The 22,759-nt window shown below is 59.1% G+C and carries 26 protein-coding genes and 1 pseudogene; 14 read left to right on the plus strand and 13 right to left on the minus strand.

Annotation, left to right across the window (positions count from 1 at the left end):
* The first annotated feature begins 1 nt into the window (after window position 1).
* From ACFJGX_RS00295 to ACFJGX_RS00325, 7 genes and pseudogenes are all read left to right on the plus strand, one after another.
* Window positions 2-871 (plus strand): branched-chain amino acid ABC transporter permease, encoded by an 870-nt coding sequence (locus tag ACFJGX_RS00295; RefSeq protein WP_382323113.1) that lies wholly within the window; start codon window positions 2-4, stop codon window positions 869-871.
* Window positions 868-1,884, plus strand: coding sequence for a branched-chain amino acid ABC transporter permease (locus ACFJGX_RS00300; RefSeq protein WP_382327496.1), 1,017 nt, complete (start codon window positions 868-870; stop codon window positions 1,882-1,884). Before ACFJGX_RS00295 ends, ACFJGX_RS00300 begins: the two co-directional genes overlap by 4 nt.
* Complete coding sequence (locus ACFJGX_RS00305; RefSeq protein ID WP_382323111.1) at window positions 1,881-2,633, plus strand: ABC transporter ATP-binding protein; 753 nt, start codon at window positions 1,881-1,883, stop codon at window positions 2,631-2,633. Before ACFJGX_RS00300 ends, ACFJGX_RS00305 begins: the two co-directional genes overlap by 4 nt.
* On the plus strand, window positions 2,626-3,348 hold the full coding sequence (locus tag ACFJGX_RS00310) for an ABC transporter ATP-binding protein (RefSeq protein WP_382323110.1): 723 nt from the start codon (window positions 2,626-2,628) through the stop codon (window positions 3,346-3,348). Before ACFJGX_RS00305 ends, ACFJGX_RS00310 begins: the two co-directional genes overlap by 8 nt.
* An 87-nt stretch (window positions 3,349-3,435) precedes the next feature.
* Window positions 3,436-4,731: an iron-containing alcohol dehydrogenase gene (locus tag ACFJGX_RS00315; RefSeq protein ID WP_382327498.1), complete on the plus strand. Its 1,296-nt coding sequence runs from the start codon at window positions 3,436-3,438 to the stop codon at window positions 4,729-4,731.
* Window positions 4,732-4,832: 101 nt separating this feature from the next.
* Window positions 4,833-5,342, plus strand: a pseudogene (locus ACFJGX_RS00320) (LysR family transcriptional regulator); the annotation flags it as partial.
* Window positions 5,320-5,706 (plus strand): LysR substrate-binding domain-containing protein, encoded by a 387-nt coding sequence (locus tag ACFJGX_RS00325; RefSeq protein WP_382327500.1) that lies wholly within the window; start codon window positions 5,320-5,322, stop codon window positions 5,704-5,706. The pseudogene ACFJGX_RS00320 and the gene ACFJGX_RS00325, both read left to right, overlap by 23 nt.
* Before the next feature lie 185 nt (window positions 5,707-5,891).
* On the opposite strand, the gene ACFJGX_RS00330 is transcribed toward ACFJGX_RS00325, so the two are convergent.
* Together ACFJGX_RS00330 and ACFJGX_RS00335 are read right to left on the minus strand one after the other, a co-directional pair.
* A complete protein-coding gene (locus ACFJGX_RS00330; RefSeq protein WP_382323107.1) occupies window positions 5,892-6,752 on the minus strand; it encodes an EamA family transporter in 861 nt (286 codons plus the stop codon).
* Window positions 6,752-7,636, minus strand: coding sequence for a MurR/RpiR family transcriptional regulator (locus ACFJGX_RS00335; protein WP_382327502.1), 885 nt, complete (start codon window positions 7,634-7,636; stop codon window positions 6,752-6,754). The genes ACFJGX_RS00330 and ACFJGX_RS00335 overlap by 1 nt, the downstream gene beginning before the upstream one ends.
* Window positions 7,637-7,712: 76 nt before the next feature.
* Here ACFJGX_RS00335 and ACFJGX_RS00340 point away from each other — a divergent pair, with 76 nt between their 5' ends.
* Together ACFJGX_RS00340 and ACFJGX_RS00345 are read left to right on the plus strand one after the other, a co-directional pair.
* Window positions 7,713-8,609 (plus strand): oxidoreductase, encoded by an 897-nt coding sequence (locus ACFJGX_RS00340; protein ID WP_382323105.1) that lies wholly within the window; start codon window positions 7,713-7,715, stop codon window positions 8,607-8,609.
* An 11-nt stretch (window positions 8,610-8,620) separates the two neighbouring features.
* On the plus strand, window positions 8,621-9,343 hold the full coding sequence (locus tag ACFJGX_RS00345; protein WP_382323104.1) for a sulfite exporter TauE/SafE family protein: 723 nt from the start codon (window positions 8,621-8,623) through the stop codon (window positions 9,341-9,343).
* 105 nt (window positions 9,344-9,448) lie between these two features.
* On the opposite strand, the gene ACFJGX_RS00350 is transcribed toward ACFJGX_RS00345, so the two are convergent.
* The 10 genes from ACFJGX_RS00350 to ACFJGX_RS00395 form a co-directional block, all read right to left on the minus strand.
* Window positions 9,449-10,255 carry an MBL fold metallo-hydrolase gene (locus ACFJGX_RS00350; RefSeq protein ID WP_382327504.1) on the minus strand — a complete coding sequence of 269 codons (807 nt, stop codon included), beginning with the start codon at window positions 10,253-10,255 and terminating at the stop codon, window positions 9,449-9,451.
* Window positions 10,256-10,359: 104 nt separating this feature from the next.
* A complete protein-coding gene (locus tag ACFJGX_RS00355) occupies window positions 10,360-10,887 on the minus strand; it encodes a carboxymuconolactone decarboxylase family protein (protein ID WP_382323102.1) in 528 nt (175 codons plus the stop codon).
* Between the two features lie 34 nt (window positions 10,888-10,921).
* Complete coding sequence (locus tag ACFJGX_RS00360) at window positions 10,922-11,938, minus strand: Bug family tripartite tricarboxylate transporter substrate binding protein (protein ID WP_382327508.1); 1,017 nt, start codon at window positions 11,936-11,938, stop codon at window positions 10,922-10,924.
* 9 nt (window positions 11,939-11,947) lie between these two features.
* Window positions 11,948-12,187: a tripartite tricarboxylate transporter substrate-binding protein gene (locus ACFJGX_RS00365; RefSeq protein WP_382327510.1), complete on the minus strand. Its 240-nt coding sequence runs from the start codon at window positions 12,185-12,187 to the stop codon at window positions 11,948-11,950.
* Between the two features lie 49 nt (window positions 12,188-12,236).
* On the minus strand, window positions 12,237-12,752 hold the full coding sequence (locus tag ACFJGX_RS00370; protein ID WP_382327512.1) for a tripartite tricarboxylate transporter substrate-binding protein: 516 nt from the start codon (window positions 12,750-12,752) through the stop codon (window positions 12,237-12,239).
* A 271-nt stretch (window positions 12,753-13,023) separates the two neighbouring features.
* Window positions 13,024-13,800, minus strand: coding sequence for an enoyl-CoA hydratase/isomerase family protein (locus ACFJGX_RS00375; RefSeq protein WP_382323099.1), 777 nt, complete (start codon window positions 13,798-13,800; stop codon window positions 13,024-13,026).
* 9 nt (window positions 13,801-13,809) lie between these two features.
* Entirely contained in the window at window positions 13,810-15,000 is a 1,191-nt protein-coding gene (locus ACFJGX_RS00380; protein WP_382323098.1) for a CaiB/BaiF CoA transferase family protein, read from the minus strand.
* 45 nt (window positions 15,001-15,045) lie between these two features.
* Window positions 15,046-15,825 (minus strand): SDR family NAD(P)-dependent oxidoreductase, encoded by a 780-nt coding sequence (locus ACFJGX_RS00385; RefSeq protein WP_382323097.1) that lies wholly within the window; start codon window positions 15,823-15,825, stop codon window positions 15,046-15,048.
* 11 nt (window positions 15,826-15,836) lie between these two features.
* Window positions 15,837-16,973 (minus strand): thiolase family protein, encoded by a 1,137-nt coding sequence (locus ACFJGX_RS00390; protein ID WP_382323096.1) that lies wholly within the window; start codon window positions 16,971-16,973, stop codon window positions 15,837-15,839.
* A gap of 4 nt (window positions 16,974-16,977) precedes the next feature.
* Window positions 16,978-17,115, minus strand: coding sequence for a hypothetical protein (locus ACFJGX_RS00395; RefSeq protein WP_382327514.1), 138 nt, complete (start codon window positions 17,113-17,115; stop codon window positions 16,978-16,980).
* On the opposite strand from ACFJGX_RS00395, the gene ACFJGX_RS00400 reads away from it, so the two are divergent.
* From ACFJGX_RS00400 to ACFJGX_RS00410, 3 genes are all read left to right on the plus strand, one after another.
* Window positions 17,114-17,467, plus strand: a complete 354-nt coding sequence (locus ACFJGX_RS00400; RefSeq protein WP_382327516.1) for a hypothetical protein — start codon at window positions 17,114-17,116, stop codon at window positions 17,465-17,467. The two genes, ACFJGX_RS00395 and ACFJGX_RS00400, sit on opposite strands and share 2 nt — an antisense overlap.
* Before the next feature lie 35 nt (window positions 17,468-17,502).
* Complete coding sequence (locus tag ACFJGX_RS00405) at window positions 17,503-18,666, plus strand: PrpF domain-containing protein (RefSeq protein WP_382327518.1); 1,164 nt, start codon at window positions 17,503-17,505, stop codon at window positions 18,664-18,666.
* A 70-nt stretch (window positions 18,667-18,736) separates the two neighbouring features.
* A complete protein-coding gene (locus ACFJGX_RS00410) occupies window positions 18,737-19,516 on the plus strand; it encodes an SDR family oxidoreductase (RefSeq protein WP_382323093.1) in 780 nt (259 codons plus the stop codon).
* 64 nt (window positions 19,517-19,580) lie between these two features.
* Here the strand turns inward: ACFJGX_RS00410 and ACFJGX_RS00415 are convergent, their stop codons facing one another.
* Window positions 19,581-20,327 carry an AraC family transcriptional regulator gene (locus tag ACFJGX_RS00415; protein ID WP_382323092.1) on the minus strand — a complete coding sequence of 249 codons (747 nt, stop codon included), beginning with the start codon at window positions 20,325-20,327 and terminating at the stop codon, window positions 19,581-19,583.
* 138 nt (window positions 20,328-20,465) lie between these two features.
* Here ACFJGX_RS00415 and ACFJGX_RS00420 point away from each other — a divergent pair, with 138 nt between their 5' ends.
* On the plus strand, window positions 20,466-22,544 hold the full coding sequence (locus tag ACFJGX_RS00420; RefSeq protein WP_382327520.1) for an FUSC family protein: 2,079 nt from the start codon (window positions 20,466-20,468) through the stop codon (window positions 22,542-22,544).
* Window positions 22,541-22,744 carry a DUF1656 domain-containing protein gene (locus ACFJGX_RS00425; RefSeq protein WP_382323090.1) on the plus strand — a complete coding sequence of 68 codons (204 nt, stop codon included), beginning with the start codon at window positions 22,541-22,543 and terminating at the stop codon, window positions 22,742-22,744. The genes ACFJGX_RS00420 and ACFJGX_RS00425 overlap by 4 nt, the downstream gene beginning before the upstream one ends.
* Window positions 22,745-22,759: the final 15 nt, after the last annotated feature.

Below are 22,759 nucleotides of genomic sequence, written 5' to 3' on the forward strand. Positions count from 1 at the left end.
CATGTCTGTTGCGCTTCTTAGCAGCATTTTGATTGACGGGATCACGTACGCCATGATCCTGTTCATGATCTCCGTGGGCCTGTCAATGACCATGGGTCTGATGCGGGTCGTAAACCTGGCTCACGGAGCCTTTGCGATGCTCGGCGGGTTTCTTGCGGCCAGCATCCCGGCACGCCTAGGCGTTCCTATCGGGCTGGGCTTCGTTCTAGCAATCGCCGTGGTTAGCGTCGTGGCAGTGTTGTTCGAGCGCATCCTGTTGCGCCGGTTCTACCGGCGCGACGATCTCGACCAGATGTTGGTGACTATCGGGCTGATGTTTGTTGCGACGGCTGCAGTCAACCTAATGTTCGGGTCCACCGTGACGTCCGTCGCGCTTCCCGAAGCATTCACCGGTTCGGTAGACCTGGGTTTTCGCTCAATACCTCGACATCGGCTCATTGTTGTCGCCTGTGGGCTCGTGGTCGTGACCGTTCTCTGGCTAACAGTAGATCGATCATCGTTTGGCATTAGGGTGCGCGCCTCAGTCGACAACGCACCCATCGCACGGGCCATCGGTATCGACACGACAAAGATCTACGCGGCCACCTTTGCAATCGGCGCAGCACTTGCGGCGTTGGGGGGAATAGCTGGCGCGGAGTTGTTGCCGATGGAGCCTACCTACGCCTCCAAGTACCTCGTGATCCTCTTGGCTGTCGTGGCCGTCGGGGGTAACGGGAATCTGTTTGGCTCATTTTTTGCAGCGTTGCTGCTTGGCATTGTGGAGACCTCCATGAAGTACATGGTTCCGCAGCTCGCATCCGCTGCGTTTTTTATGACAATGATCATCGTCTTGCTCGTGCGGCCGCACGGTCTATTCGGGAGGCAGGCATGAGCGCGGTGAGTCCGCCCTTGGCGGCGGTCACTCAACCGCCAACCCGCCCGTGGATGCAGTTTCGTGTCGAGATGGTGTTGATCCTGGTGGGGTTGTTGGCATTCGTCCTATTTCCCCAAGACCTAGGGTTGCTGACCAACATGGCAACGATGTCCATCTTTGCTCTGTCGTTGAGCCTCGTTCTCGGCCAGGCAGGCATCACGACCCTTGGTCAAGCCGCGCTATACGGCAGCGGCGCATACGTGGCGGGTTGGACAGCGCTGTACCTGACAAACGATCCTATCGTTGGACTGCTACTGGGTGCACTGGGTGGAGGATTGATCGCGCTGCTGAGCGGTGCCGTGATGCTGCGGTCGACCAAGCTCACGCTCGTCATGCTAACTATTGCGGTGGCTCAACTGCTGCTCGAATTGGCGGACTGGGCCAGGTGGCTGACTGGTGGAGACGATGGTCTGGCGGGGTTCAACATCGGCCCTCTGTTCGGCATCTGGGAATTCAATTTCCGTGGTCACACTGGCTACTTCTATGCGCTGGGTGCATTGGTCCTCGTGTACTTCCTGGTGCGCAATCTGGTGGAGTCGCCTTTCGGTCTGACGGCCAAGGCGATCCGGCAGGACCCGGGCCGAGTCCAGGCGTTGGGGGGACGCGTCTACCTGCACTTGCTGGCGGTGTACACCGTCGGCGGCATCGTGGCAGGGCTTGCAGGAGCTTTGACGGCTCAAACGAGCAAGGTGGCAAATCTCTTCATGCTGGACTTCACGACATCGGCTGGTGTCGTGGTCATGATCGTATTGGGCGGCACCCGTCGTCTCTCTGGTGCAGTTCTCGGCACCGTCGCGTACATGACGATCCATCACATTGCATCAACCATGAACCCCTATCACTGGCTGTTCATCATTGGATCGATGCTGATCGTCGTACTCATCGTCCTGCCTGAAGGTCTTATTGGTCTTCTGGACCGCGCCACGGCGTACGCAAAGCAGCTGGGCACGAGCGGAGGGGCCAAGAAATGACCTACCGACTTCAAACCAAGAACCTGTGCCACGCCTTCGGTGGCCTGGCAGTTACTCAGAACGTCTCGCTCAATCTCGCCAAGGGCGCCCGCACAGCATTGATCGGGCCGAATGGAGCCGGCAAGACGACCTTGGTGAATTTGTTAAGTGGGACGCAGCGCCCGCTGTCCGGTGACATCCTCCTTGATGGCAGCTCTATCGTCCAGTTGCCACAGTACGCGCGCGTGCGCAAAGGCATCGTCCGCACTTTCCAGATTAGCCGTCTGTTCAAAGAACTCACGGTAGAGGAAAACGTCAAGGTCGCCGTACTGCAGCGGCACCGCACATCCATGCAGTGGTGGCCCTCCCCAAAGCGGTCCGCGCAGGTTCGCGAGGAGGTCTACGAAACGCTCGGACTGTTGGGTCTACAGCCTTTTGCGAACCGGGTAGTGGGGCAATTGGCCCTCGGCGAGCAGCGCCTGGCGGAAATCGCCCTGGCTCTCGCGATGAGGCCTGAAGTGCTGCTTCTTGACGAGCCTGGTGCAGGAGTTCCACAAGGCGAAGGCGGTCGCATCATGGACGCTGTCGAGAGTCTGCCAAAAGATCTGTCGGTTCTTCTTATTGAGCATGACATGGACTTGGTGTTCCGGTTCGCCTCGCACATCATCGTCCTCGTTGCAGGTGCCGTGCTGGTCGAGGGTTCACCGCAAGAAGTTGCCGCAAACGAACAAGTCAAACAAATCTACTTCGGACGAGACGGTCATGCCTAAAGCCAACATTGAACTTCGGTTCGACAACGTGACAACTGGCTATGGCCGCGTTCCGGTCGTCGAGCATCTCAGCTTCAGCGTTCGCGAAGGTGAGCGGCTTGGGCTAATCGGGCGCAACGGCGCGGGCAAGACAACGACGCTAGCGACGGCGATGGGTCTGGCCGATCTGATGAAGGGACGTATTGAATTCGGTGGAAAAGACATAAGCAGCGCGAGTACGTATGCGCGCGCCCGTGCCGGTCTAGGTTACGTACCGCAAAGCCGCGACATCTTTCCTTCGCTGACGGTGGAAGAGAACCTGCTGTCGGGTCTGCAGGGTCGCTCGGCGAGCGTTGCCCTGCCACCAATCTATGCCCTATTTCCACGCCTCAAGGAAAGGCGACGAAATGGCGGCTCGCAACTCTCGGGAGGCGAGCAGCAAATGCTATCCGTGGCACGGTCCCTTGTCGGGCAGCCTCGCATTCTGCTGCTCGACGAGCCGCTGGAAGGTTTGGCCCCGATGGTGCGTGAGGAGTTGATGGATGCCATCGTTCAGATGAGCGAGAAGCTGGGGGTCGGCTGCGTCCTCGTGGAGCAGCACGTGGACGTCGTTCTGGAGTTTTCCAAGAACGTCATCGTTCTGGAGCGTGGCATCGCCGCTTACTCGGGCTCGGCGTCAGCGCTTCGCGATGAAGAGGACCTACTCAACCGAACCATCGGCATTCAGAAGTGCTAAGACCGTTTCCTGTCTACATGGAAGGCGCTCCACACTCCAAGCGAAGAGCGGAATCTGCGTACCTGCGCGGTATGCTTGATTGGCTCCATGAACGGTCTCACCGATCTGCTGCTGCCAAGTGCTCGAACCGACCTCGCACCCACGCAGCCAAAATTGGCACGGAGACTCTGCGTGAAAGATGACGAAAAACCGTCAGAAACGACAAAGGTGCAAACGGACGGCACGCGCTATCGATTTTCTGGCGACGACCGAATCCTGCATCGAACGTCTCTGGACGTGGGCGTGCTAGAGCTGTTGGACTGGTTTGGCTACAAGCGCGCGTTCATCGTCTGCTCTCGAACACTCAACGAGCGTACCGACACGATTCGTGGACTTGCTGCATCGTTAGGTGAGCGTTGTGTCGGTATCACTGATGCGGTTGGCGAACACTCCCCGCTGTCCAACGTGCTTTCCGGCGCTCGCGAGGTGGATGCATACAAGGCCGACGTAATCGTCTCGGTGGGCGGCGGTTCGGTCATGGACATGTGCAAGGTCATCCAGTTATGCATCACCGAGCGGGTTTTCGACCGCGATGCCCTGCTGAAATTGCAAATGAGGATGTCTGCGGATGGAACGGAAATGCTCGCCGCATCGTTCCACACGCCCAGCATTAGGCAGATAGCCGTACCGACGACCCTCTCCACCTCGGAATGGACCCCGGCTGGAACGCCTATTGATGACCAGACCCAACTGAAGGCACGCTTCCTAGTGACCGATGGAGCGCCGCGCGGGATTGTCTATGACCCGGAGCTTTTGGCTCGCACGCCTCTTTCGCTGCTGTTAGCTACCGGTATTCGCGGGCTGGACCATGCCATCAACACGGTGTGCTCCACCCAACCGCATCCCTTTGCAAGTCTGCTGGCGGAAAAGGCAATCCAGCTCTATGTCGAGAACTTACCGCGCATGAGAAACAGCGAAGACTCTGAAGCATTCTCGAACTGCCAACTGGCGACTTGGTACACCGGCATGGGACAGATGTCGGTGCCGCACGGCTTCAGCCACTGGATGGTGCACATCGTGGGGCCCCTCGCCTCTGTGCCTCACAGCGAAGCGGCTTGCGTCCTGATGCTGGCCCAGGCGCGATGGTTGGAAAACCACGCTGTTTCTCAGCACAAAAATGTTCGGAGTCTATTGGGACGAAAAGGTCCTTTCTCCGAAGTGCTTTTCACCCTTCTCACTGAACTCGACATGCCTCGCAGTTTGCGAGATCTGGGACTGAGCGTCGAACAGGTGGAATCATTCATCCAACCTGCACTTGACCACCCTCAAGTCACACGAAACAACCTTCGTCCCATCACGACGGCGGCGGACGTGCGTGCAGTCCTGCGTCTCGTCCAATCATGAAAGGCTGCCCCACCATGATGGCTGGTCGCTCTCCAATTGGAGCAATCTCTACACAGCGGACTCAAGCGAGAGCGGAGCCTGCCTAGTCTTCAGGTCAAACAATGCAAGGCCTCCGTACACTCCTGGGCCCGCTAAGGGTGTTCGATGCCGTATGTCGTGCCAAGGGCGTTTCGCGCGCCGCTCAGGTGCTTCATGTGACACCGGGCGCCGTTAGTCAGCAGATCAAGCATCTGGAAGAGGGACTTGGCGCCCAGCTGTTTCAAAAGTCTGGGCGCGAAATCCAGCTGACGGCGGTGGGCGAACGACTTTCTCACCGCGTCTCAGATGCATTTGATCGCCTCAACGATGCATTGAATGAGGTGGCCGACGACCAAGCGGAAAAGAGGCTTCGCCTGAAGGTGGCACCCACTCTGGCCATCCGCTGGCTCGTCCCTCGCCTCCAAGGATTCTACGTACAACATCCCGACATAGATCTGGAGATCGCAACGACCGCAATAGCTGACGACATCCGGCTTGAGGGAGCTGATTGTGCTATCCGGCACGGCATGGGCGAGTGGACCGATGTCGACCTGGACCACCTGTTTGACGATGAGTTTCTTCCTGTGTGTGCGCCCAGTCTGGCTGCGCAGGTGCGATCTGCTGAAGACCTCCTGCAGGTCAATCTGCTTCATTCCATGCTGCGTCCACAAGCATCGCCACTATGGTTCAGCTCCGCTGGTTTGGCGGATCCCCCCGCGCCAGCGAGGTATCACGCTGGCCAATGCTGCCTTGTGCTACCAAGCAGCGGCAGATGGCCTTGGCTTCGCGATGGCTCAACGAGCGTACGTGGAAGAGGATCTGCGCATCGGGCGCCTCGTGGTTGCCGCAAACCACGTCGCCAGAACAGAACTCGGTTACTACCTTGTCTGCGACCCCATGAAAGCGACCACGACACCCGTCCGACTTTTTCGTGACTGGATTCGATCAGTGCGTTAACGCGACGCTGAACAAGCCCCCGATTTGGTAGCAGGGTTGCGGTACTGCATGACTTTTCCAACAGGACTTTTGGCCAGGACGATTCGGGTTGAATCGTCTCGCGTGTCAAGGATTTCAGGTGCCGCACCAGTTGCAGACTAAGTCAGGGCTGCCTTAGCTTGCAGGGCGCTGTTCTCGTGAAAACGTCACAGACTGACCACCGCGATGCCAGCTAGCACGACCACGGCCCCGGCAATTCGGCGCGGGAGATGGCTCTCGCCAAAGAGCCAGCACGCAAGGAGTGCGCCGATAACAATGGAAGACTCACGCAGGGGAGCTACGAGTGCCACTGGCGCGCTCTGCATAGCTGTGAGAACGAGGATGTAAGCGAGCGGTGAGAGAACAGCCACGACTAGGATCGGTACTGCGTCAGTACGCAAGGTAGCTTTGATCCGATGCCGTCGGCGCAGCGCGATTGGAGTCAGGGCCAGGCTTTGCAGCAGCAGAGTGCCCGCGTAGTAGCTCACGGGCGTCAAGTGGAGCGATGTGACCGAATAGCTATCCCAGAGTGTGTAGCTGGCAATGGCTGCGCCGGTCGCGGAACCCCACAACACTCCCTGCATGGGTCGATGACTCCCACTTCTGAATGGGTTGCCGGCGACCACAAAGATGCCCGTGACGATGAGCAACGCGCCAAGCACGGTGACCGTTGTGAGGCTTTCCCCCAGCAGGAGGACTGCTAGCAGCATCGTGAGCATCGGCCCTGTGCCGCGCGCTACCGGATAAACCAAGCCAAGTTCAGCGCGGTCGTATCCGGCCTGCAAGGTCAGGGAGTAAGCGATGTGCAAAATGGCGGAGACGGCTGCGCCCACAGCGAGCCACCAATCGAGCTTCTGCGCTCCGTTGACAATAAAGGCCGCACCGATCGGTACGCACCACAGCGCCGACGCACAGCAATAGGCCCACACGAACAGTAGGGTATCTCCGCGCTTGTACTTGGAGGCCAGGTTCCACGCTGCATGCGCTACTGCTGCAAACAGAACCATCGCAACTGCGGAGGGCTGCATCAGGTTATGTCGGGCAAATCGATGCCTGCCCGCTCTGCCCTACGGCCGCGCTCCGGATCGCGCAGCGCAAGAGCGGCAACCAGCGCATCGACGATGACGAGCTGAGCCAGCCGACTCCCCGCTGCTGCCATTTGAGATGGCAATGGGGCACCGCCAACTACAAGCGCAATGTCAGCGAGCGCCGCCAGCGGCGTGCCGTACTGGTTGGTCACGGCAATGAGCGACGCTCCTGCAGAGGCTGCCGCATCTGCAACGGCGAGCGTCGTTGAGGTACGCCCCGTCGAACTGATGGCAATCACGACATCGCCTGGGCCAAGGAGACGCGTGGCAATCATGGCCGAAAGATGGTCCTGAATACCGATGGTCGTCACGCCAACCGCACGCAGCCGGAAGACTGCATCGGCGGCAATCGTCGCAGAAGGGCCAGCTCCGAATGCAATCACCTGGCGCGCATGTTGGATAGCGCCAACCGCATCATCGAGCGCGGAAAGCTCGACGGCGCCCCCGAGCGCGGTCAGCGCATCGGTGCCTGCGCGGATGGATGTTTCGAGCACGGTGCGCAACGGTGCATCCACAGCGAGTACTTCAGGCGGCGCGAAAAACTGAGTTGTGCCGCGAGCGCGGGCGATCTCGATCTTGAGTTCGGTAAACCCTGTGAATCCCAGCGCTCGCGTGGCTCGGACTACGGTCGGTGGTGAAACGCCTGCGCGAGCGGCGACCTGGGCGGTCGTGCTCGCACCCACAAACAAGGGATCTGCCAGGAGGAGCTCGACAACCTTCGCCTCACTCGCGGCAAGGTCCCCGCAACGGGCCTGGATGCTTCCCATCCACTGCTGCAACCGCCGTTCGCCATCCGAAACACCGTTACACAAATCATTAATCATGTGTAATACATTACATCAAGTCTGCGGAAGGCACAACCAGCATTCGAGCAGATGCACGTCAACGGAGTCCGCTCTCATGTACACCCAAGTCAAACCCAATGTCGCCGTGGTCGGGCCCGGAGCCATCGGCACCACCGTCGCGGCGATGCTGCACGAGGTAGAACGCACGCCGTTACTGTGCGGCCGTACCCCCCGCGATCACTTGACGCTGCAGCATGGTGATCGCCTCATCACCGTGCCTGGCCCAGTCAAGACAGCTCCCTCACAGATCGCTAACGCCGTCGATCTCGTCTTTCTCGCGGTCAAGGCGACACAAACTGATGCGGCAGCAGAATGGCTCAAGGCACTGACCGGGCCGGCGACAGTCGTATGCGTTCTACAAAACGGGGTCGAACAGTTGAATCAAGTCGCTCCGCACTGTCCACGCGGACAGATCGTTCCCGCTGTCGTGTGGTTTCCAGCGCAGGCGCAATCAGATGGCTCTGTGTGCTTGCGCGGCGATGCGCGGCTCAGTCTGCCAAACATCTCGGCTTCCCATATGGTGGCTGATGCGCTGCAAGGCACGCGGTGTTCTGTAGACCTGGCCGCAAATTTCAGTTCTCTGGCTTGGCGCAAGCTGCTGCAGAACGCCGTGGCCGGACTCATGGCGCTCACGCACCGCCGCTCGGGGATGTTTAGCCGCTCCGACGTCGCTGAGCTAGCCCTCGCCTATTTGCGGGAATGCCTGGCCGTAGCCCGCGCAGAGGGCGCTGAACTCGGCGATGAAGTACCGCTGGAACTCCTCGACAAGTTCCAGGCGGCTCCCGCTGACATGGGCACTTCCATCCTCGCCGATCGAGAGGCCGGCCGGCCACTTGAATGGGATATACGCAACGGCATCTTCGCGCGTCGCGGTAGGAATCACAGCATTCAAACTCCGATTAGCGACGTCCTTGTACCGCTCCTCGCTGCCGCAAGCGATGGTCCTGGCTAACCCTGCAGCCGATGATCACGCTCTCCCTTCTTTTCCTCCTCGCGATCGGTGCCGGAGTTCTCAGCGGCGTTGTCGGTACAGGCTCGTCGTTGATCATGCTGCCCGTCCTCGTGACCATGTACGGGCCTCGAAGCGCGGTTCCCATCATGGCGATCGCCTCTTTGTTCGGCAACATCGGACGTGTGATTGTCTGGTGGCATGTGATCCGTTGGAGGCCGCTGCTCGCCTATTCAGTGACTGGAGTTCCCGCAGCCGTGCTTGGCGCCCACACGCTGCTCACAATTCCACCCGCCGTGGTGGACGTGTTCCTGGCCATCTTCTTTCTTGCGATGATCCCGCTGCGCCGCCTCATCAGGCGGTCGCACCTCCAACTGAGCGCATGGCATATGGGTTTCGCAGGAGCGCTCGTTGGATTTCTCACCGGATTGGTGCTCTCCACTGGGCCACTTAGCGTTCCTGTGTTTTCTGGCTACGGAATGAGCGGTGGAGCGTTCCTCGGATCGGAGGCGGCAAGCGCAGTACTGCTCTACGCAGGCAAGCTCGGGACTTTTGGCGTCTCTGGCGTGCTAACGCCACCCGTCGTTGCACGCGGACTCACGATTGGCATCGCATTGCTTGCCGGCTCTATGGTCGCCAAACATTTAGTCCAGCGGCTCCGAGCGCAGACCTTCGAGATCCTCATTGACGCTGTACTCGTCGCGGGTGCCGTAGGAATGCTACTGGCCGCCGAATGAATTGGCACGGCTAATGTCTATATGCTCAACGGCGCCTGCCGAAAGCTTGTCAAGCTCCCTCGCGCGCGGATCACGCTTCAGCAATGTAGTCTGAACAGACCGCCCTCAACCCTCGACCGCAGCTAAAAATCGATCGAATGAAGCGTCCACCGCTGCCCTCCCGTCGCCGATGATGTTTAGGCCCCAGGTAAATCCGAACACGTCCGCAAAATCATAGCCACTCAAACGATCACGTATTGCACGGATGTCACTGGTCTTCATTGGGACGAAGTTCGGATAGCTATACATGAACGAGACGTGCCGGCGGTCGTACACCACTTGCAATGCATCGCCCGGAAAGAGCGCACCACCCACTCGTGGTCCTTGCTTCCAATGAAGCACCGAGCTCCCTGGAAAATGCCCACCGACACGAAGGAGGGTCACTTGATCGGAGACCTTGTGTACGTCCCCAGCCCAGAACTCGATTTGTGGCGCCTGACGCTGAATCCACGCTTTGTCTGCCGCGTTCAAAAGGATGGGTACACCGCCCAAAGCCTCGCTCCATTCAATCATGGATGCGTAGAAATGAGGATGGGAGATGATGATTTTCGCGACTCCCCCACGCGCCTTGACTTCGGCAACGGCCTCGTCCGTTACCATGCTCACGCATTCCCAAAGAATATTGCCGGCGTCTGTCGGCAGAAGAAGCGCCCGCTGCGGAATGGCAAACCCATTCGGCATGCCAATACCCAGCAGACCACAGTCGTCTTCGATGCGAAGCTTGTGCTTCTCGAGCAAAGCATGGTGCGTGGTCCACTTCTGACCCGCCCACCCGACGTACTGGCGGTCATCCACGCAGACGGGACACTGCACTGGCGGCTGCGCGGATTCTGCGTATTGCGTTCCGCAGGTTTCACAGATGTAGTTCGGCATTGTTTTCCTGGAAAAAGTCATGAAGCCTGGGGTCTCCCTCTACAACAGTACGTAACGGCTTCTCAATCGCCCGCCGCGAGTTGCGTCCGAACCCGTCGCATGGTCTACATTGAAGGCGGCTCAAACGAGGTCTCAATGTCAACCCCAAAGCTCCGTAGAAAGTAGCACACGCACTTGTATAGACCTACAGTCAAGACTAGGTCGGAGACCTGCCCAGTTTTGAAGACTCGCAACGCATGCTTGCGCCCTTCAGAAGAAAGTCCATCGTTCTTCAGAATGTCATCCACCAAGAAGATCACTTCCCGCTCGATTGGGCGAATCGAAGCGAGGCCCTTGTTAGATCTTGCTGCCTCTATCGCCGCCTTGCTCAACCCAGCCAGTCGGCCGTAACGCTCATGCCTGTCGGTTTCATACATCGCATCGCAGGCGTACCCCACACGGAGGATAGCCAACTCCATCAAGTCAGCGGGCAGGGAGTTCTTCTGCTTCACAGCCTCTGCAAAGGCCATAAGATCAGGCGCTATCCCTGGTGAATGCATCAACATCTGCAAGACACTTGACCCCTTCACCCGGAGCATCTCCTGAAGGTCTGGCGGGAGAGTCTCAAGAGACGGATAGTCGATGTAAGCCATGATGCATACCCTCGATTCGCCTGAACAATCGACTCTAGTCCGCCTTAAAGCCGGAAGCTTTAATAATCGGCTCCCAGAAATCGCGCATTTCGTTGAACTTGGTGCTGGCCTCAGCTGGCGAGCTCCCCGTGTTCACGAAGCCAAGCGTGCGGATTTTGCTTGCAAAACTCTCAGTTGCAATAGCCTTACGAACAGCCGTGCTCCACTCAGACGCAGCGGCCGGGGATGCACTTGGTGGAAGACATACCGCCAGTACACCCACGGCCGTGAGCTCCTTGCGACCCAACTCGCTGAAGGTAGGTACATCCGGCAAGAGAGGTGAGCGATGCGGCGATGTAACGGCCAGCACCCGCAACTTACCCGCGCTGTGGTGCTGCGCGAAATCGCCTACTGTGGAAGTACCCGCAGCAATATTGCCACCCATCAAGTTCGTGATCATCGGGGCTGCGCCTGGGAATGGAATGTCTTCCAGAGGCACGCCAATCATCTTGCCAATTTGTAGTCCGAGGAAGTGGGTCGGCCCACCTGAGGCAGCATGCCCAAAATGAGCCTTCTCGGGATGCGCGCGCATCCACTGAGAAAACTCAGCAAAGGTCTTGATTGGTGAAGAAGCTGGCACAGCCAGCGCCATGGGGAACTCAACCACCGTTGACACCGGGAGGATGTCTCTTTCCGGCTCGTAGTTCAGCTTTCTGAATACGAATGGATAGATCGACTTGAGGAAGTCTGGACATAGCATAGCCACGCTGCCGTCTGCAGGCGCGGAGAGCAGCGTGTCAGTGGCAATTCTCCCACCCGCTCCCGGTTTGTTCTCAACGATGACAGATCGATGAAGCGGGTCTCGAAGTTGTTCTGCCAAAGCCCGCGTAACCACATCCAGCGTGCCGCCGGGCGAGAACCCTACAAGCACTCTGGCCGGACCGCTAGCACTCGCCTGAGCGAGAGCCGGTGGTGACGAAGTAGAAATCACAATGACCAAAAGAATCAGAGCGCTTTGCCACACCTTCGGCACTGTATGAAGCTTCTTACCCAGATAGCTGTGTAGTGACATCACGTAACCTCAATCCAGCGGCTTGAATCCTGAGGTCGCGACAATCTTGCCCCACCTTTGGTAGTCCGATTGCACACGCTGGGTGAACTGAGCCGAATCTGCCCCGCTTGGTTTGAAACCCAGCTTGCGAAAGCTCTCCTGCGCGCTAGGCTGCTGCAACGCAGCCTGCACCGCCGCCTGAACCTGTTGCACGAATGCAGCGGGTGTCCCGACGGGATAGAAGAAGCCGGTGTAATCCTCAGTCGTCAACTCGCCGAACCCAGCTTCGGCCGCTGTTGGAACACCCTGAACGCTGCGTTCAGTGCCGCTTGTGGCGCAGCAACTTCACACGCCCGCTTTCGAGGTGCGGCACGATCCCTGCAACCACATCGACACCGAAAGGGATCTGACCGCCGTTGAGCGCTTGAAGGTGAGGTGACGCACCGTTGAACGGGATGTAGTTCAGTTGAACTTGACCAGCTCGTGCAAGAACATCCCCCAGGAAGTGCGGTATTGAGCCTGGGCCCACTGCCCCGTAGTTGTCATTGCCCGGCTTCGACTTCACCCATTGAACATATTCGCGCAGTGTGGTGACTCCTGGAGCAGCAGCAGTGCTGGCAACGAATCCAAAGTCCATGTCAACAACAGAAGTCACCGGCACAAAGTCGCGCAGTGGGTCGTAACCCAGGTTCTTGAACACATAGGGATAGACCGCCATCAACGATGAGGACGTGAGCAGCAGAGTGTTTCCATCTGGCTTCGCACCCTTTACGATGGTGTTTGCGATCCGCGCGCCGGCACCCGGCCTGTTCTCCACAATGAAGGTGGCGTCCATTGACTTTGCCAAGTACGGCGCGATGATTCTTGCTATCGCGTCTGTCGAGCCACCCGGTGGAAATCCAACAACGATTCGGACGGTGCGTCCCGCACCACGAGAAGCCTGAGCGCGCACCACTTGCGCGCAGCTGGCAGCCCCAAGAATCAGGGCGGAGACAACGTTTCTGCGTTTCATAGACTGACTGTGCTCATTTCTGTTTACGGTTAATCCGCAGAGGCGCTTTTAACGCGCTCGTGGGGAACGGAAGGATGCGAGGGAAGCGGGCCAGTCAGCGGCCCCGGAAAACGGGAGCTCTCTTTTCGCCGAAGGCTCGACGCCCTTCAAGACGATCCTCGCTATCCCTCAGCACCCCAAAGGCCTGGCGCTCGAGCTCAAGCCCACCAACAAGCGGCAACTCCCGCCCGGTCATCGCTAAGCGCTTGGCGGCAGTCATAGCCAGCGGGGCGTTGCCTGCCATAGTGCGCGCCAGGCGAACGGCTGTGGCCTGCAACTCGGACAGAGGCACCACTTTGCTGACCAATCCGATCCTCAACGCCTCACTGGCATCGATGCGCTCACCTGTCAGCAACATCCACATCGCATCCGATTGGCCAACGGCTCGGATAAGTCGTTGAGTACCGCCAGCACCCGGGATGCTGCCGACACGCACTTCTGGTAAGCCAAATTGGGCATTTTCAGAGCAGATACGGATGTCCGCAAGCAACGCGAGTTCCAGTCCACCGCCGAGGGCGTAGCCATTGATCGCAGCAATTACCGGCTTATCTGTCTGCAGCGTGCCGAAGTTGAAATGCTTGGTACCGCCACGAAACACTTGCCGAGCAGCACTGTCGGCGGGGGGCATCGTTTTCTTGAGGTCTGCACCTGTGCAGAACGCACGCTCGCCTGCGCCGGTGAGGACGAGCACGCGAATGTCTTCGTCGTTCGATACCTCGTCCCATATTTCAAGCAACTGCTCATTCGATTCTGGATCGATCGAGTTCATGGCTTCTGGGCGATTTAGGGTAACGACGGCGACGCCATCTTGGACTGTCTTGGTAATAGGCATGGGATTTCTTCAGTTGCGTTTAGGGCAGGCGGCTGTCACCACCTCAATGTCTTCAGCCGACATGCCGAGTTCGACAAGCACCTCACGAGTGTGTTGACCGAGCGTGGGCGCAGTTCGTCGTGCAAGAGGACGCTCTCCAACCGCACCCAATACACTGCGCGGCATCGTCAAAACACCTGCGACCGGATGCTGCAGTTTCTCCGTGAGAGCTGCTTCGACAAAGGCCGAAGACTGCGTCACCTCGGCATAGTTGTTGATGGGCCCGCAAATGATGTCTACAGCAGTGAACCTCTCGAGCCAGAAGGCGCGCGACTGCTCGACCATGCGCGCTTCAATCAAGCGCAACATCGAATCGCGGTTTTCAAGCCGGCTCTTGTTCTCGGAGAAGCGGGGATCGGACGCCAGTTCGGGTGCGTCGATGGCATCGCAGAAGGCCTGCCAACGCGCAGGGTGATACGCCGCCACCATGATCCATCCGTCAGCGCAACGCAGCGCCTCATTTGGCGTTGAATAGGGCGCGGCGTTACCTTGTGGACCGGGCACTTGGCGATCGGCAAGGTAGGACGCAAAACTCACGTGCTGCAGTGCGATGGCACTCGCAAACATGCTGGCCTCCACGTGCTGCCCCAGGCCCGTGCGTTGCCGCTCAGCAAGAGCAGCCAGAACCGAGATGGTGGCCAGTGATCCCGTCATTAGGTCGACTACCGGCACCGGAACCTTGCACGGGTCTCCATCGCGTGCGCCGGTGACGCTCATGAGGCCGCTTACCGCCTGCAGCACGCCATCCACCCCCGGCAGGTCTCTTCCCGCTCCCTGTTGCCCATACGCCGACACCGAGCAGTAGATCAGACGCCGGTTTTCAGCGGACACCGTAGCGTAGTCCAACCCGAACCGCTCCATCACGCCGGGGCGAAAGCTTTCCACGACGACATCCGCTCCGGCGATCAGATGCAAGGCAACCTGCCGGTGCTCTGGCTGTTTGAGATCCAAAACGATGCTGCGCTTGTTGCGATTGAGCGCAAGAAAAGCAACGCCTTCGCCGTTGACCCAGGGTGAAAGAGCCCGCGAGAGGTCACCTGTGGGAGCCTCCACCTTCACGACATCGGCGCCGAGATCAGCCATGCACAGAGTGCAAGTCGGCCCAGCCATCACCTGGGTGAAGTCAATCACCTTCAGCCCGTTCAGTGCATTTGCCAGCATGCGATTTACAACTCGGTTGGTTGCTCTTGCTGTCGAACCGGGCGGTTACACCGAGGGACTGCTGAGACTGCGCCCACCGCAAACGTACAGGAGCTGGCCGGTGACGTAGCTCGAACCGGGTTCTGCAAAAAAGCGGACGGCGCGGGCAATGTCCTCCGGCTCGCCAATTCGCTCCATCGGCACCGTTTTGTGCAGACTCTGGCGGACCTCCTCCGTCAGCGTTTCAAACAGAGGGGTCTCAACGATGCCGGGCGCGATTGCATTCACCGTAATGCCCTTGCGCGCGTACTCCAGCGCCAGCGAGCGAGTCAGGCTGACAACGGCGCCTTTAGACGCAGAGTACGCTGCCTGGCCGCGATTGCCCAACCAAGCACGGGAGCCGATATTGATGATGCGTCCGAACCGGTTCTCCGCCATCTGCGCCAGCACCGCCTTGGAGCAGATGAACTGCGAATGGAGGTTGATCTCGATTACCCGGCTCCAGAACGCGAGATCCATCTTGGAGACGAGCTTGTCGCCACCAATGCCCGCGTTGTTGACCAGGATGTCTATGCGCGCATGGGACGTTAGGAGCTGGGCCACGGTCGATTCCACCTGCTCCACAGAGCTGACATCGACCTTGAAGGTCTTCACGTCAAAACCTTCACCGGAGAGGTTGCGCTCGGCTTCTTTCAATGCTCCTTCGTCGAAGTCCCAAAGCGCGATACGGCAGCCGGCGGTCGCCAGCTCTCGGGCGATACCTAAACCGATTCCCTTCGCGCCGCCAGTGACGACAGCGACAAGGCCTTGCAGCGACGCGGGAGCGGTGTTTTGTGTAGGGTTCATGGTGCTTGCCTTCAGAGCGAAAGAATGTTGATTGAGCAGGCAGCGTGGTCTACGCCCCAGATGCCACCACCGGTCACCTGCGTGAGGCCGATCCGAGCGCCATGTACCTGTCGAGCTCCAGCACGGCCTTGCAGTTGCTCGCACACCTCGACGATTTGTGCGACACCCGTCGCACCCGGGGGATGACCCTTGGCGATGAGGCCACCACTCGGGTTGACGGGTACCCGACCGCCCAACGCGGGCGCGCCACTTTGCAGAAAACCTGCGGCGTCGCCACGGGCGCAAAGCCCGAGCGCCTCGTAATAGAGCAACTCGGAAATGGTGAAAGCGTCATGCACCTCGAGAAGGCTCAGGTCTTGCGGACCGATGCCAGCCTGCTCATAGGCGAGTCGGGCGGCGCGTGCCGTAATCTCGGCCTCGGTCATATCCACCGGTTCGGTCTCGAACAAGCCGGACTGCACCACGGACGCCAGCACCCTCACCGGCTTTGCCACACCCTTCGGGGGTCGGGTGCTGAGCACGATCGCCGCTGCGCCGTCAACCACGGCAGGACAGCACTGCAGCAGCGTGAGCGGTTCGGCCACTGGGCGAGAAGCAAGCACCTCTTCGCGCGTGGCCTGTTTCGCGAACTTGGCAATCGGGTTCAGGGCACCATGTTTTCGATTCTTGACCGAAATGTCCGCCAGTGTCTCCAACTTAAGGCCATGGTCATGCATGTAGCGCTTGGCGCGCATGGCATACAAGGCCGGCATGATCATGCCGCGCCGGTTGTTCCAGTCCTTCTGGCTGAGTTGCAAAGGCCCACCGCCCAGGCTACTCAGATGGTCCATGCCAAACACCACTACGGTCTCGTACTGGCGAACCTTGAGTGCCTGCAAGGCGAGATTGAGCGCGGTCGCTCCGCTGGAGCAGGCGTTGTCCACGTTGTAGACCGCGCCGCCGTTGACATGCATTTCACGCAATGCGCGCTGTCCCGGCAACGACGCCCCGAGCGCGTTTCCGCAATAGAACGCCTGCACCTCGGACAGAGGCGTGCCGGCATCCGCCAAGGCATCGAGGATGGCAGACTGCGCCATGGCCTCTTCGGTCAACTCCGGGAAACGACCGAAATCGGTGATGCCCACGCCGGTGATCAGGGGTTGGTTCATAGCATCACTCCTGGAAGGCGTAATCGGGCGTGCCGTCAGGCAACGAGAAGGGCACCACACGCACGCGGCTGCCGATGGCGGGTGGCTCGGCGTCAAACAGCAGCCGTCCGAACGCGCGTACACCAGGTTCGAAGTCGACCATGCGCCAAGCCGTAGGGTGGCTTGTCCTTGCCTGCATGAACGATGGTGAAGCTGTAGAGGGAGCCAGTCGGCCCGAGGTCGATTTCCTCAGCCTGCTGACCGTTGTGAACGAACTCGATCGGTGGGAATTGGGGCGGCTGCCCGGCAACACGTGTGGCTATCAGCACCATGCCGTCAGCGGTTTCACGGAAGTGGGATTCCGTTCGCTTGATGATGTTCAAAAGTATCTCCTGTTCACGCAGCGCTTGCTACGACGACAGGCAGTATGGGGATTCAAGTCCTTACGGTCATTGCAGTTCTGTTTGGAAAACTTTAGCCAGGCTAAAACGCGAAAACCCTCGCAGCGCTGCTAAAGAATTCCCAGCCAAACTGAAATGACGACAGGTGGATGGAAATGCATACTGAAGCGATGAAAGAACAAATTCGCGTTCCCGTCACCATGATGCGCGGTGGCACCAGCAAGGCCGTTTTTCTCGCACAGCGGGACGTGCCCACCGATCCCCAGGCGCGCCAGCGATTCCTTCTGGCTTTGTTTGGCAGCCCAGATGTGCGACAGATCGATGGGCTCGGCGGCGCCGACATCCTGACGAGCAAATGCGCCATCATTGGACCCCCTTCGCGCTCGGACGCTGACATCGACTACACCTTCGTGCAGATCGGAATCGATCAGCCGACCGTGAGCTTCGAGATAGTCTGCGGCAACATTTCATCGGCTACCGGGGTGTACGCGTTGCAGGAGCGGTTGGTTCCTGTGCAAGAGCCTTTCACCACCGTTCGCGTGCACAACACCAACACCGGGAAGATTCTCCGGATGGTGGTGCAGTGTGCGGACGGCGAGCCGCGCGTGGAAGGCGAAAGCGAAGTGGACGGAGTCCCAGGAACAGGTGCAGAGGTAGCGCTGGACTACTCAGACACCAGCGGAGCCACCTCAGGCAAGCTGTTGCCCACCGGCCAGGCACGCGATTGGGTGCACGTGTCCAAGCTCGGCCGCGACATCCCCGTCTCAATCGTTGACGTTGGCACTGCGTGTGTGTTCGTCCGTGCTGCAGATCTTGGCATCACGGGCAAAGAACTGCCTGGGGAACTCAGCCCTGACATCTACGAGATGGCCGAGGAGGTGAGGCGATGGGCCGCTGACCGTTGCGGCCTGCCCCCGGAAGGCATTCTCACGCCTTACCAGGTCCTGATTGGCGAAGCGCAAGACTACCGAACCATCGCAAACCGCGTCGTGGGGTCGTCTGAGATCGACTTCGTCGCGCGCATGGTTCTCAATGGTGGGGCCATGCACAAGGCCTTCCCGGGTGGTGGCTCCGTATGCCTTTCTGTTGCGGCGCAGATCGCGGGGACTATCCCGGCTGAGGCGCGGGGCAACCATGCGGGACCTGCGTCCATTCGCATTGGCGATCCCAGTGGAGTGATCAAGATTTTTTCGAACGTGGAACACGCGGCTGATGGCACATGGAAGGTGCGCGAAGTGCACTTCACTCGCACGGCCAGAAGGTTGTTTGACGGAACTGCCTATGTGCGACAGAAACTGCTCGAAGCCACCTGATTCGCCTAGCCGCCGGAACTGATAAGAGAAACACCTTGATGCGGAGCGACACCGCGACGAAAGCCATGCTATGAATACACAAGACCTTTTCTCGTTGAAGGGCCGAACGGCGTTGGTAACGGGTGGTTCACGAGGAATTGGCCGCATGATCGCAGAAGGGTTTCTGGCTCAAGGTGCGCGGGTTTACATCAGCGCACGCAAGGCCGAAGCATGCGACCTGGCAGCACGGGAGTTGTCCAAGAGTGGTCACTGCGTCTCGCTTCCATACGACGTGTCCACGCTCGCAGGTTGCCAAGAATTGGCAGCGGCCTACGCTCAGCACGAGCCCACGATGGACATCCTGGTCAACAACGCTGGTGCTTCCTGGGGAGAAGACTTCGATGCCTTCCCCGAAGGGGGTTGGGACAAGGTGATGAATTTGAATCTGAAAACCCCCTTCTTCTTGACCAAGGCGCTTTCGGAGCCACTGCGCACCGCTGCCAAAACTCGCGTGGGCAAAGTCATCAACATCGCTTCGACCGACGGCATCGGACTCAATCCGCAGGAAAACTACTCATACGTCGCGAGTAAGGCAGGCTTGATTCACCTCACGCGGCGGATGGCGCTGCGTCTAGCCAAGGACAACATCGCGGTTAGCGCGATCGCGCCCGGTGCGTTTCCATCCGAGATGAACCGCAATGCGCGCGACCATGGGGAAGAGCTGTCCGAGCACATTCCGGCCAAGCGCATCGGCACGATAGAAGACATCGCAGGTGCAGCGATATTTTTGGCTTCGCGCGCTGGCGACTACGTAATGGGGGCCACCGTGGTGGTGGATGGCGGCGTAACGCAAGCACGCGCCTACAGGTGAGCACGCCGACACGGCTTCACCCACGCCAACTGCAGAAAGCGCAAACGCAATCGGAATGCAGTCTTCAAGCCACCGCCTGCAGTCGATCGTTGATGTAGGTTGCAGGGGGCTTTCCGAACGCCTTCTTGAACATCGTAATGAAGGCAGATGTTGATTCGTAGCCAAGGCTATAGGCCACTTGCTGTACGGTCGCGCCACCAGACAGCTCACGCAGCGCCACAATCATGTGCAGTTGGCGGCGCCATCTGCCAAAGCTCAGGCCGGTTAGAGATGTACAAAGTCGGTTCAGCGTGCGCTCGCTCATCCCCAGCTCGCAAGCCCAGTCTTTCTGGGTACGTCGGTCAGAAGGGTCTCGCATCATGGCGCGAGACACCTTTCGGAGCCTCGCGTCTTTAGGCATGGGTAGGAAGAGCTCTTCTGCGGGCATCGCACAGAGTTGGTCCAGCAGGACGCTGGCGAGTCGATCAGTCGGCCCACCAGGCTCGTACATAGTCGGTTGCACTGCCATGTACTGGATCATCTCGCTCAACATTGGGCTGATGCTCAGTGTGCAACAACGGGTGGGCAGTGGTGCGGCACCGGGAGCTACAAACAGATAGAAGATCACTGCGTTCGCCGTGCTGTGATTGCTGTGCGACATCCCGCCTGGAATCCACACACCCGCCTGCGGTGGAACCATCCACAAAGCACCAGGCACATCGCAAGAAACAGCCCCGCGCAGCGCCATGACAAGTTGGCCAGAGCGGTGTTCATGTATCGGGACTTCGCGCTCACGCGCCTCCACATCGACACGAAGGGCCAGGACGGGCACGGCTGGCTCGTAGTCGAGCTCAAAGCTTGAGCCTGACGGCGTTCGATCTCTGGCGGTCACACAGGATGGCTGAAAAGAGAAACTATTTGACTGAGTATGCAATTTTAGCCTTTCATGGCCCACGACTAGCATCACTACATGCAAATGATTCGCAACAAGGATGGCGCCACACCGACGCCATCGTGGTCACTCGAACGGCTGATAGCGCCGGTTCGATTTTCCAGACAGGAGTGGCAGTTTTCTCTCAAGAGTTTTGCGGCCGCCATGCTTGCGCTGTACCTATCAAGCCGCTTCGGTCTTCCACGACCATTCTGGGCCGTGATGACTGCGTACATAGTTGCCCATCCAATCGCAGGCAACGTGCGCTCTAAAGCGCTTTACCGGCTCCTGGGGACTTTTCTAGGGTGCGCCGCCACTGTGATGCTCATTCCCTCACTGTCTGGATCACCAGAGATCTTGTCGTTGGCCATGTCCTTGTGGGTGGGGCTGTGCCTATACCTCTCTTTGCTGGACAGAAGTGCACGCTCCTACTTGCTCATGCTAGCTGGCTACTCGGCTGCTCTGATTGGTTTTCCCCTTGTAGAGGCCCCCGCCGCGATGTTCGACACTGCCATCACGCGAGTCACCGAGATCGCATTGGGAATCTCTTGCGCCTGCCTGATCCACGGAAGTGCGCTTCCGGTCAGCCTAGCACCATCAATCCTTGGCGTGATGGACCGAGCGTTGAGTGATGCTCGTCAATGGCTGCACGATCTATTTCTTACAAAGCCCGTCAAGGCAACTCAAAAGCGTACTTTGGCAGATCGTCAGCAACTGGCACTGGACATCACACAGTTGCGTCTGTTGTCCACGCATGTGCCTTTTGACTCCACGAACCTACGGTGGACGGGGAGTTCTATCGACGCCTTGCAGGACCGCATAGCTGCGCTTATGCCAACACTGTCAGCCGTAGAAGATCGCTTGGAGGCTATGGACGCCGCAGGAGGCCTTCCGGACGACATCACCTCGGCCTTCGCCCTGCACACTGAGTGGCTAGACCCTGATGCGCCCCGAGCGTCAATAGACGAGGCACGCGCCGCCTTTGCAGCAGTAGCAGACGGTCCAGCGCCCACTCCCTGGATTCGCGCGCTGCGCATCGACCTGGCAACCCGCATGGGCGATTTAGTAACCGATTGGCATGCTTGCACCGAACTGCGACGTAGCATCGACGAAGGCATTGCCGGCAACGTTGCACCAAAACATCGGACAAAAGCAATGCGTCGCCGTGTGTTGCATCTGGATAGAGGACTCGCCATGCGCTCGGCGATTGCTGCAGTTCTGTCCACCGTTATGTCGTGTGCTCTCTGGATCGCTACTGGCTGGCCCTCAGGATCGGCCATGGCCATGAGCGCTGCGGTCTTCTGCAGCTTCTTTGCCACCATGGACGACCCTGTGCCAGCGATGCACAAGTTCATCGTCGCACTTCTTTGGTCATTGCCCGTTTCCGCCTTCTGTGTATTGGGGGTCATGCCGCTGGCCCGTGACTTCGGCATGCTGGTGCTGTGCATCGCACCTCTTTTCCTGGTGATCGGGTGCTACATGGCGCGCCCGGCTAGTTCCTTGAACGCCCTAGGCATGTTTTTCGGCGTTGCTGGGACCCTCGCCCTCCAAGATACAGCCACCGCCGATTTGGTGAGCTTCATCAGTACCAACCTGGCCTTGTTTGTAGGTGCAGCGATCGCGGCACGCGTCACCGCGCTTATGCGTAGCGTCGGCCCCGATTGGACTGCCGAGCGCATAAGACGATCGACTTGGAAGGATCTTGCCAAGCTGGCTTCTCATCCCCATGACACATCCTCCCGTGATGCATACGCCGGTCGAATGTTGGACAGAATTTCCCTACTCGCACCGCGCTTGGCCCCCCATGGCCCTGAGGCAATCGAGGTTGCCGCAGTCCACGCGTTGCGCGAGCTGCGCATGGGAGCGGACATCGTCGCGCTTCAACTTCATCGTGAGCGACTTCCAGTAGAGCCGACCAGCCGCCTTTTAAGGGAGTTAGCTCTCATGCTGCAAACACAGGCTGCTGGCGCGCCATCTCGGGTTGAGTCGTTGCTGCCGCAAGTTGACCGGCTGCTCCTGAACGCCGTAACCGAAAAAGCTGACCGGCCCGTGATCGCGGCACTCGTAGGCCTTAGACGCAACCTCTTTCCGTCGGCGCCCGCCACTCTTCCACCATGACCGAAGTAAATTTTTTCGGCCTGCAGCTGCCGTCTCTTTTGCTGCTGGCGGGATGTGCGCTGGTGTGCACATGGCTAATTCGCCGCCCTCTGGCAAGCCTTGGCGCTTACCGATGGATATGGCATCCCGCGCTGTTTGACCTTGCACTCTACATCCTCGTTCTTTATATCTTGGCGTGGTTCCCCGGCGCCAGCACTTAGCTTCAAACCCGCGCT

Source organism: Hydrogenophaga sp. UC242_50 (assembly GCF_042697355.1).
In the GTDB taxonomy this organism is placed as follows: domain Bacteria; phylum Pseudomonadota; class Gammaproteobacteria; order Burkholderiales; family Burkholderiaceae_C; genus Hydrogenophaga.

Excerpts from the sequence above, each read along its gene's own strand:
- ACFJGX_RS00325 (WP_382327500.1), top strand. The coding sequence starts at position 5,320 with ATGAGTTTCTTCCTGTGTGTGCGCCCAGTCTGGCTGCGCAGGTGCGAT.
- ACFJGX_RS00340 (WP_382323105.1), top strand. The coding sequence starts at position 7,713 with ATGTACACCCAAGTCAAACCCAATGTCGCCGTGGTCGGGCCCGGAGCC.
- ACFJGX_RS00295 (WP_382323113.1), top strand. The coding sequence starts at position 2 with ATGTCTGTTGCGCTTCTTAGCAGCATTTTGATTGACGGGATCACGTAC.
- ACFJGX_RS00330 (WP_382323107.1), bottom strand. The coding sequence starts at position 6,752 with ATGCAGCCCTCCGCAGTTGCGATGGTTCTGTTTGCAGCAGTAGCGCAT.
- ACFJGX_RS00345 (WP_382323104.1), top strand. The coding sequence starts at position 8,621 with ATGATCACGCTCTCCCTTCTTTTCCTCCTCGCGATCGGTGCCGGAGTT.
- ACFJGX_RS00350 (WP_382327504.1), bottom strand. The coding sequence starts at position 10,255 with ATGCCGAACTACATCTGTGAAACCTGCGGAACGCAATACGCAGAATCC.
- ACFJGX_RS00375 (WP_382323099.1), bottom strand. The coding sequence starts at position 13,800 with ATGCCTATTACCAAGACAGTCCAAGATGGCGTCGCCGTCGTTACCCTA.
- ACFJGX_RS00385 (WP_382323097.1), bottom strand. The coding sequence starts at position 15,825 with ATGAACCCTACACAAAACACCGCTCCCGCGTCGCTGCAAGGCCTTGTC.
- ACFJGX_RS00400 (WP_382327516.1), top strand. The coding sequence starts at position 17,114 with ATGCGCCAAGCCGTAGGGTGGCTTGTCCTTGCCTGCATGAACGATGGT.
- ACFJGX_RS00335 (WP_382327502.1), bottom strand. The coding sequence starts at position 7,636 with ATGATTAATGATTTGTGTAACGGTGTTTCGGATGGCGAACGGCGGTTG.
- ACFJGX_RS00380 (WP_382323098.1), bottom strand. The coding sequence starts at position 15,000 with ATGCTGGCAAATGCACTGAACGGGCTGAAGGTGATTGACTTCACCCAG.
- ACFJGX_RS00395 (WP_382327514.1), bottom strand. The coding sequence starts at position 17,115 with ATGGTCGACTTCGAACCTGGTGTACGCGCGTTCGGACGGCTGCTGTTT.
- ACFJGX_RS00420 (WP_382327520.1), top strand. The coding sequence starts at position 20,466 with ATGCAAATGATTCGCAACAAGGATGGCGCCACACCGACGCCATCGTGG.
- ACFJGX_RS00305 (WP_382323111.1), top strand. The coding sequence starts at position 1,881 with ATGACCTACCGACTTCAAACCAAGAACCTGTGCCACGCCTTCGGTGGC.
- ACFJGX_RS00405 (WP_382327518.1), top strand. The coding sequence starts at position 17,503 with ATGGAAATGCATACTGAAGCGATGAAAGAACAAATTCGCGTTCCCGTC.
- ACFJGX_RS00300 (WP_382327496.1), top strand. The coding sequence starts at position 868 with ATGAGCGCGGTGAGTCCGCCCTTGGCGGCGGTCACTCAACCGCCAACC.
- ACFJGX_RS00360 (WP_382327508.1), bottom strand. The coding sequence starts at position 11,938 with ATGTCACTACACAGCTATCTGGGTAAGAAGCTTCATACAGTGCCGAAG.
- ACFJGX_RS00410 (WP_382323093.1), top strand. The coding sequence starts at position 18,737 with ATGAATACACAAGACCTTTTCTCGTTGAAGGGCCGAACGGCGTTGGTA.
- ACFJGX_RS00310 (WP_382323110.1), top strand. The coding sequence starts at position 2,626 with ATGCCTAAAGCCAACATTGAACTTCGGTTCGACAACGTGACAACTGGC.
- ACFJGX_RS00370 (WP_382327512.1), bottom strand. The coding sequence starts at position 12,752 with ATGGACGCCACCTTCATTGTGGAGAACAGGCCGGGTGCCGGCGCGCGG.
- ACFJGX_RS00390 (WP_382323096.1), bottom strand. The coding sequence starts at position 16,973 with ATGAACCAACCCCTGATCACCGGCGTGGGCATCACCGATTTCGGTCGT.
- ACFJGX_RS00315 (WP_382327498.1), top strand. The coding sequence starts at position 3,436 with ATGAACGGTCTCACCGATCTGCTGCTGCCAAGTGCTCGAACCGACCTC.
- ACFJGX_RS00425 (WP_382323090.1), top strand. The coding sequence starts at position 22,541 with ATGACCGAAGTAAATTTTTTCGGCCTGCAGCTGCCGTCTCTTTTGCTG.
- ACFJGX_RS00355 (WP_382323102.1), bottom strand. The coding sequence starts at position 10,887 with ATGGCTTACATCGACTATCCGTCTCTTGAGACTCTCCCGCCAGACCTT.